The sequence below is a fragment of the Kitasatospora sp. P5_F3 genome, from assembly GCF_054049135.1.
Genome location: NZ_JBFUMY010000097.1, coordinates 21,895 through 28,342, shown reverse-complemented (window position 1 = coordinate 28,342; position 6,448 = coordinate 21,895). Strand labels below are relative to the sequence as shown.

The window sequence follows — 6,448 nt, the reverse complement described above, 5'->3', positions numbered from 1 at the left end:
GGCGAACATCGCGAACACCACGGTGCCGAACACCACGTAGTGGAAGTGCGCCACCACGAAGTACGAGTCCGAGACGGAGAAGTCGATCGGCGGGGAGGCGAGCAGAACACCCGTCAGACCACCGAACAGGAAGGTCACCAGGAAGCCGACCGTCCAGAGCATCGGAGTCTCGAAGCTCAGCGAGCCCTTCCACATGGTGCCGACCCAGTTGAAGAACTTCACACCGGTCGGGACCGCGATCAGGAAGGTCATGAACGAGAAGAACGGCAGCAGGACCTGTCCCGTGACGTACATGTGGTGCGCCCACACCGTGACCGACAGACCGGCGATCGCGATGGTGGCCGCGATCAGGCCGGAGTAGCCGAACATCGGCTTGCGGCTGAAGACCGGGATGACCTCGGAGACGATGCCGAAGAACGGCAGCGCGATGATGTACACCTCGGGGTGACCGAAGAACCAGAACAGGTGCTGCCAGAGCAGCGCTCCGCCGTTGGCCGGGTCGAAGACGTGCGCCCCGAACTTCCGGTCCGCCTCCAGCGCCAGCAGGGCGGCGGCCAGCACCGGGAAGGCCAGCAGCACCAGCACGGCGGTCAGCAGGACGTTCCAGACGAAGATCGACATCCGGAACATCGTCATGCCGGGCGCGCGCATGCAGATGATGGTGGTGATGAAGTTGACCGAACCGAGGATGGTGCCGAAGCCGGAGAAGGCCAGACCCATGATCCACATGTCGGCGCCGACGCCCGGCGAACGGACCGCGTCCGACAGCGGGGAGTAGGCGAACCAGCCGAAGTCGGCCGCACCCGACGGGGTGAGGAAGCCGGCCACCGCGATGATCGAGCCGAACAGGTAGAGCCAGTAGGCGAACATGTTCAGCCGCGGGAAGGCGACGTCAGGGGCGCCGATCTGGAGCGGCATGATCCAGTTCGCGAAGCCCGCGAAGAGCGGCGTCGCGAACATCAGCAGCATGATCGTGCCGTGCATGGTGAACGCCTGGTTGAACTGCTCGTTCGAGAGGATCTGCGTCCCCGGACGAGCCAGCTCGGCGCGCATCACCAGCGCGAGCACACCACCGATCAGGAAGAACGCGAACGACGTCCCCAGGTACAGGGTGCCGATCGTCTTGTGGTCGGTGGTGGTCAGCCACTTGATGATGGTGGACCCGGGCTTGCGGGTCGACTCAGCACCGGCCGTGACCGTGGCCCCGGTAGTCCCGCCGGCAGCGGCGGGCTCGTTGAGGATAGTCACTTCTCACTTCCCATGGTGGTGATGCCCGAGGGCACCGCGCCCTTCTGGCCCTTGGCCCGAAGCTCCGCCAGGTGCTTGTCGTACTCCGCCCGGTCCACGACCTTGACGTTGAACAGCATCCGCGAGTGGTCGACGCCACAGAGCTCCGCGCACTTGCCGCGGTAGGTGCCCAGCGCGGTCGGGGTGACCTCGAACTTGTTCACCACGCCCGGGACGACGTCCTGCTTCATCAGGAAGTTGATCGTCCAGAAGTCGTGGATGACATCCCGCGAGGTGAGGCGGAACTGCACCGACTCGTTGATCGGCAGGTAGAGCGTCGGCGGCTCGGCCGGAGTGCCGACGTCGTACGCGGCCTGGGTGTTGGCCGGATCCGGGTTCTCGGTGTTCTCGTAGTTGAACGCCCAGCTCCACTGGAAGCCGACCACATTGACCATGTGGTCCGGCTTGGCGGAGGTCGAGGTCAACCGGGCCTCGTCGCGTGCGACGAAGTAGAAGAGCACCGAGACGATGACGAGGGGGACCGCGGTGTACAACGCCTCGATCGGCAGGTTGTACCGGGTCTGCGGGGGGATCTCCACCTTGCTGCGGCTGCGGCGGTGGAAGATCACACTCCAGATGATCAGACCCCACATCAATGCGCCGACCACCAGTGCCGCGATCCACGAGCCCTGCCACATCCGGAGGACCATCGGGCCCTCGGCGGTGACGGGACTCGGAAGGCCAAGCCTGGGGAGGTCGTTGGCCGAGCAGCCGGTGGCGGTCGCGATGACGAGGCCCAGTGCCAGCGCCTGAGGCAGCTTCCGCCGCATCGTGCGCCGCGGCGAGCGGTCGGAGCCGTTGGGACTCACGTAGCGCCTTCCCGAAGTCTCGCCCGAGATCGCGTCGCTGCCGGGAGTCGCTGTGCGCGCCTCCCCGGCGACCCGGCCACGGGCACGGTTTGAATGCTTATGCGGGCCAAACGCTACTGCATCCTTATGCGGCACTCACGAGCAGCCCCCGGTAACGCGCCGCCCGGCTACCCGATCAGCCCCCAAAGGAGTGGACCCGCAGGTCAATGCGGCCGGTCGAGGGTCGCACGGACACCCGGACGGCGGCGCCCGGACACGCGGGTGACGGACCGTCGGACACCCGTCCGGGTGCCCACGAACCCTCACAAAACGGGTGTCGTCTGACGGTGAGTAGGGTGTCTTCGTGTCCTACTTCGACGTGGCCTCCACCGCACCACTGCACCCCGTCGCCCGGCAGGCGCTGACCGCCGCCCTGGACGAGGGCTGGGCCGACCCGGCCCGGCTCTACCGCTCGGGCCGGCAGGCCCGGATGCTGCTGGACGCCGCCCGGGAGACCGTCGCCGAGGTGCTCGGCTGCCGCGCCGACGAGGTCTCCTTCACCGGGAGCGGCACCCAGGCCGTCCAGTTGGGGATGCTCGGTGCACTGACCGGCCGTCGCCGGACGGGACGTCACCTGATCCATTCGGCCGTCGAGCACTCCAGCGTGCTGCACACCGCCGAACGGGTGGCCGCGGACGGCGGCAGCGTCTCGGTGGCCCCGGTGGACCGCCAGGGACGGGTCGCCGCCCCGGAGTTCGCCGCCCTGGTCCGGGACGACACCGCGCTGGCCGTGCTCCAGTCCGCCAACCACGAGGTCGGCACCCTCCAGCCGGTCGAGGAGACCGCCGCCCTGCTCGGCGACGTCCCACTGCTGGTGGACGCCGCCCAGTCGGCCGGCCGGCTCCCCGTCCCCGGCGGCTGGTCCCTGCTCACCGCGAGCGCCCACAAGTGGGGCGGCCCGGCCGGGGTCGGCGTTCTCGCCGTCCGCAAGGGCGTCCGGTACGTCTCCCCGCTGCCCGCCGACGAACGGGAGAGCGGCCGGGTCCCCGGCTACGTCAACGTCCCCGCCATCGTCGCGGCCGCCGCCTCGCTGCGGGCCGTCCGGGCCGAGGCCGAGGCCGAGAACGCCCGGCTGTCCGCCCTGGTGGAACGGATCCGCCGTCAGGTGCCGCAGCTGGTCCCCGAGGTGGAGGTGGTCGGTGACCCCGTCCGCCGGCTCCCCCATCTGGTCACCTTCTCCTGCCTCTACGTCGACGGCGAGGTCCTGCTCACCGCACTCGACCGGGCCGGCTTCGCGGTCTCCTCCGGCTCCTCCTGCACGTCCAGCACCCTGACGCCCAGCCACGTCCTGGCGGCGATGGGTGTACTGACCGAGGGAAACATCCGGATCTCGCTGCCCAACGGCACCCCCGAGGCGGACGTCACCCGCTTCCTCGACCTGCTCCCCCGCCTGGTCGCCGACATCCGGTCCCCACTCGGCCTCGACCTGCCCGCTCCCGCCGGCAGCTCGGGCACCCTGGTCCTCGACATGCTCGGCAAGCGCTGCCCCCTGCCGGTCATCGAACTCGCCAAACGGATCACCGAGGTCCCGGTCGGCGGCACCGTCGTGGTCCTCGCCGACGACGAGGCGGCCCGCCTCGACATCCCCGCCTGGTGCAGCATGCGGCAGCAGCACTACGCCGGCGAGGCCCCCTCGTCCGACTACGGCTTCGACCGGGGCACGGCCTACCTGATCCGCAGACGCTGACCACGTACAACCAGGGGCTCGGGGAACTGCGACGCCGACCTCGTGAAAGGTCACCGTTGCGTAGCAGGTCAGGCACTTTGCAGTGTGACCCGCACGCCAGATCTCCTCGCAGTTCCCCGAGCCCCTGGCCGTAGATGCCTGAGGCCCTGCAAAGGTCCTACGCGGTGAGCTTCGCCCGGACCTCGGCCGCAGCCTCGGCCCCGTACGCCACGGCGAACCGCTCCAGGAACGCCCCGTGCCGCAGCTCGTACTCCTGCGTCCCGACCGTCTCGATCACCAGCGTCGCCAGCATGCAGCCGATCTGCGCCGCCCGCTCCAGCCCGAGCTCCCAGGAGACGCCCGCCAGGAAGCCGGCCCGGAAGCCGTCGCCCACGCCCGTCGGGTCGGACTTCCGCTCCTCGACCGGGCAGCCGACCGTGACATCGGGCTCCCCGGCCCGCTGGATCCGGACTCCCTTGGCGCCGAGCGTGGTGACCCGGGTGCCGACCCGGCCGAGGATCTCCTCGGGGCTCCAGCCGGTCTTGGTCTCGATCAGTGCGGCCTCGTACTCGTTGGTGAACAGGTACGTGGCGCCGTCCACGATCTCGCGGATGTCGTCGCCCTCGAGGCGGGCGAGCTGCTGCGAGGGGTCGGCGGCGAAGGCGTAGCCGCGGGTGCGGCACTCCTGGGTGTGCCGGACCATCGCCTGCGGGTCGTCCGCGCCGATCAGCACCAGGTCGAGGCCACCGACCCGGTCGTGGATCGGCTTGAGCTCGATGTTGCGGGCCTCGGCCATCGCGCCGGTGTAGAACGAGGCGATCTGGTTGTGGTCCAGGTCCGTGGTGCACATGAACCGGGCGGTGTGCGAGGTCTCGGAGATGTGCACGGACTCGGTGTCCACGCCGTTGCGCTCCAGCCAGCTGCGGTACTCCTCGAAGTCCGCGCCGGCCGCACCGACCAGGATCGGGCGCAGGCCGAGCACACCCATGCCGAAGGCGATGTTCGGGGCGACCCCGCCGCGGCGGATGTCGAGGGTGTCCACCAGGAACGAGAGCGAGACCGTGTGCAGCTGCTCGGCGACCAACTGGTCGGCGAAGCGGCCCGGGAAGGTCGTCAGATGGTCGGTGGCGATCGAGCCGGCGACGGCGATGCGCACTGGGTCTCCTCAGGTGGCCGGGTGAACGGCCGGAACAACGGTGAAAATCGACCCTTACACGGTACCGGCCCAGCCGTCTCCCGCCCACCACGCCTCGGCCTCACTCCACCGAGTACTACCGCGCGGTAGCTCTGGCCCGGCACGCAGGGCCGATCTAGGGTCGGGGATACCGGGGCCGGAACAGCCGCCCCGTCCTGGTCCGTGGCACTTCCGCCCACGGCCCGCCGATCGGAGCGAAGACCGATGATGCCGAACCGGCCTGCCCTGCGTGTCCCTGCCGCCCTGAAAGGTGAGGCGGACGCCGACTCCCTTGACGCGCTGGTGAGTTCGTCCCGGCGGATGGGCCTGTTCTGGCCCGCGTACGCCATCCCTGCCGAGCCCGTGCCGACCGCGCCCGCCGGTGTCTCGGTGCCCTCCAGGACCCGCCGGCTGGTGGCCGGGATGTCCGAGTACGGCGCCTGACGGAACCGGAATCCTCCGGGGCACGTCAAAGCCGCACAGCGCCGCTGCGGTGGCGGAGTGCTGAGCCCTCGGGAGGAACGCGCACCATGGACCAGAAGACCGCAGCCACCCCACCTCGGCTCCGACGAGCAGTCGGCGCCGCCACGTTGCTGCTCGCCCTCGGCGCCGCCACCGCCTGCGGGTCCGGGACCGCCGGCACGTCCTCCACCTCACCCGGCTCGCCGAGCGCCGCACCCAGCTCCTCGGCGTCCAGCCCGGCCGCGAGCCCGTCCAACCCGGACCCCCGGCCGTCCAGCCCGCCGAAGCCGTCCGCCGAGCCGACGCCCGCCGAGACCAGGCCGGGCATCGCGGTGGGCGAGCCCGACCCGTCCGGCAAGCTGGTCGGCAGCTCGTACCGGGTGGACGGGCTGCGGCTCTCGGTGACGTTCTACGGCGGGATCTGCGAGAAGTACGGCCTCAAGCTGGACGAGTCCAAGCCCGGCACCGTGGTGGCCAAGGTCGTCGTGACCGAGCCGCAGAAGGCGGGCACCGACCCCCGGCGGGGGGGGGGCCCTTTCGCAGTACGACTAGCTGAACGAGTCGCCGCAGGCGCAGGAGCCCGTGGCGTTCGGGTTGTCGATCGTGAAGCCCTGCTTCTCGATGGTGTCGACGAAGTCGACGGTCGCGCCGCCGAGGTAAGGGGCGCTCATCCGGTCGGTCACGACCTTGACGCCGTTGAAGTCCTTCACCACGTCGCCGTCGAGCGAACGCTCGTCGAAGAAGAGCTGGTAGCGCAGGCCCGAGCAGCCGCCGGGCTGCACGGCGACGCGCAGCGCGAGGTCGTCGCGGCCTTCCTGGTCCAGCAGCCCCTTGACCTTGGCCGCGGCGGCATCGGAGAGGAGCAGACCACTCTCGACGGTGGTCTCGTCCTGGACGCTCATCTGTGTACTCCCGGTCTGTGACGACGATCTGCCGCCAGTACCAACCAGCGGCCACCCGGATTCATTTCCCGAGCGGTGTCTTCTGAGGTTCTGCGGGTCGTGCGACCCA

7 protein-coding genes are annotated in these 6,448 nt (G+C 69.9%); 2 read left to right on the top strand and 5 right to left on the bottom strand.

What is annotated here, in order from left to right; translation table 11 throughout:
• Positions 1-1,248, bottom strand: a 1,248-nt coding sequence (locus ACXJMZ_RS33540) for a cytochrome c oxidase subunit I (protein WP_457033790.1), incomplete at its 3' end; no start/stop codon positions are given.
• Positions 1,245-2,096 carry an aa3-type cytochrome oxidase subunit II gene (ctaC, locus tag ACXJMZ_RS33535; protein ID WP_457033789.1) on the bottom strand — a complete coding sequence of 284 codons (852 nt, stop codon included), beginning with the start codon at positions 2,094-2,096 and terminating at the stop codon, positions 1,245-1,247. The genes ctaC and ACXJMZ_RS33540, both read right to left, overlap by 4 nt.
• Before the next feature lie 343 nt (positions 2,097-2,439).
• Here ctaC and ACXJMZ_RS33530 point away from each other — a divergent pair, with 343 nt between their 5' ends.
• Positions 2,440-3,822 carry an aminotransferase class V-fold PLP-dependent enzyme gene (locus tag ACXJMZ_RS33530; RefSeq protein WP_457033788.1) on the top strand — a complete coding sequence of 461 codons (1,383 nt, stop codon included), beginning with the start codon at positions 2,440-2,442 and terminating at the stop codon, positions 3,820-3,822.
• A gap of 157 nt (positions 3,823-3,979) precedes the next feature.
• Here ACXJMZ_RS33530 and ACXJMZ_RS33525 read toward each other — a convergent pair whose 3' ends face one another.
• Positions 3,980-4,957: a carbohydrate kinase family protein gene (locus tag ACXJMZ_RS33525; protein WP_457033787.1), complete on the bottom strand. Its 978-nt coding sequence runs from the start codon at positions 4,955-4,957 to the stop codon at positions 3,980-3,982.
• A 243-nt stretch (positions 4,958-5,200) separates the two neighbouring features.
• Here ACXJMZ_RS33525 and ACXJMZ_RS33520 point away from each other — a divergent pair, with 243 nt between their 5' ends.
• Positions 5,201-5,419, top strand: coding sequence for a hypothetical protein (locus ACXJMZ_RS33520; RefSeq protein ID WP_457033786.1), 219 nt, complete (start codon positions 5,201-5,203; stop codon positions 5,417-5,419).
• A 25-nt stretch (positions 5,420-5,444) separates the two neighbouring features.
• Here the strand turns inward: ACXJMZ_RS33520 and ACXJMZ_RS33515 are convergent, their stop codons facing one another.
• Both ACXJMZ_RS33515 and erpA read right to left on the bottom strand, forming a co-directional pair.
• Positions 5,445-5,795, bottom strand: a complete 351-nt coding sequence (locus tag ACXJMZ_RS33515; protein ID WP_457033785.1) for a hypothetical protein — start codon at positions 5,793-5,795, stop codon at positions 5,445-5,447.
• 190 nt (positions 5,796-5,985) lie between these two features.
• Positions 5,986-6,339, bottom strand: coding sequence for an iron-sulfur cluster insertion protein ErpA (erpA, locus tag ACXJMZ_RS33510; RefSeq protein WP_057232998.1), 354 nt, complete (start codon positions 6,337-6,339; stop codon positions 5,986-5,988).
• Between the last annotated feature and the right edge of the window lie 109 nt (positions 6,340-6,448).

What these genes read in the sequence shown, in the direction of transcription:
- ACXJMZ_RS33520 (WP_457033786.1), top strand. Translation starts at nt 5,201, where the DNA reads ATGATGCCGAACCGGCCTGCCCTGCGTGTCCCTGCCGCCCTGAAAGGT.
- erpA (WP_057232998.1), bottom strand. Translation starts at nt 6,339, where the DNA reads ATGAGCGTCCAGGACGAGACCACCGTCGAGAGTGGTCTGCTCCTCTCC.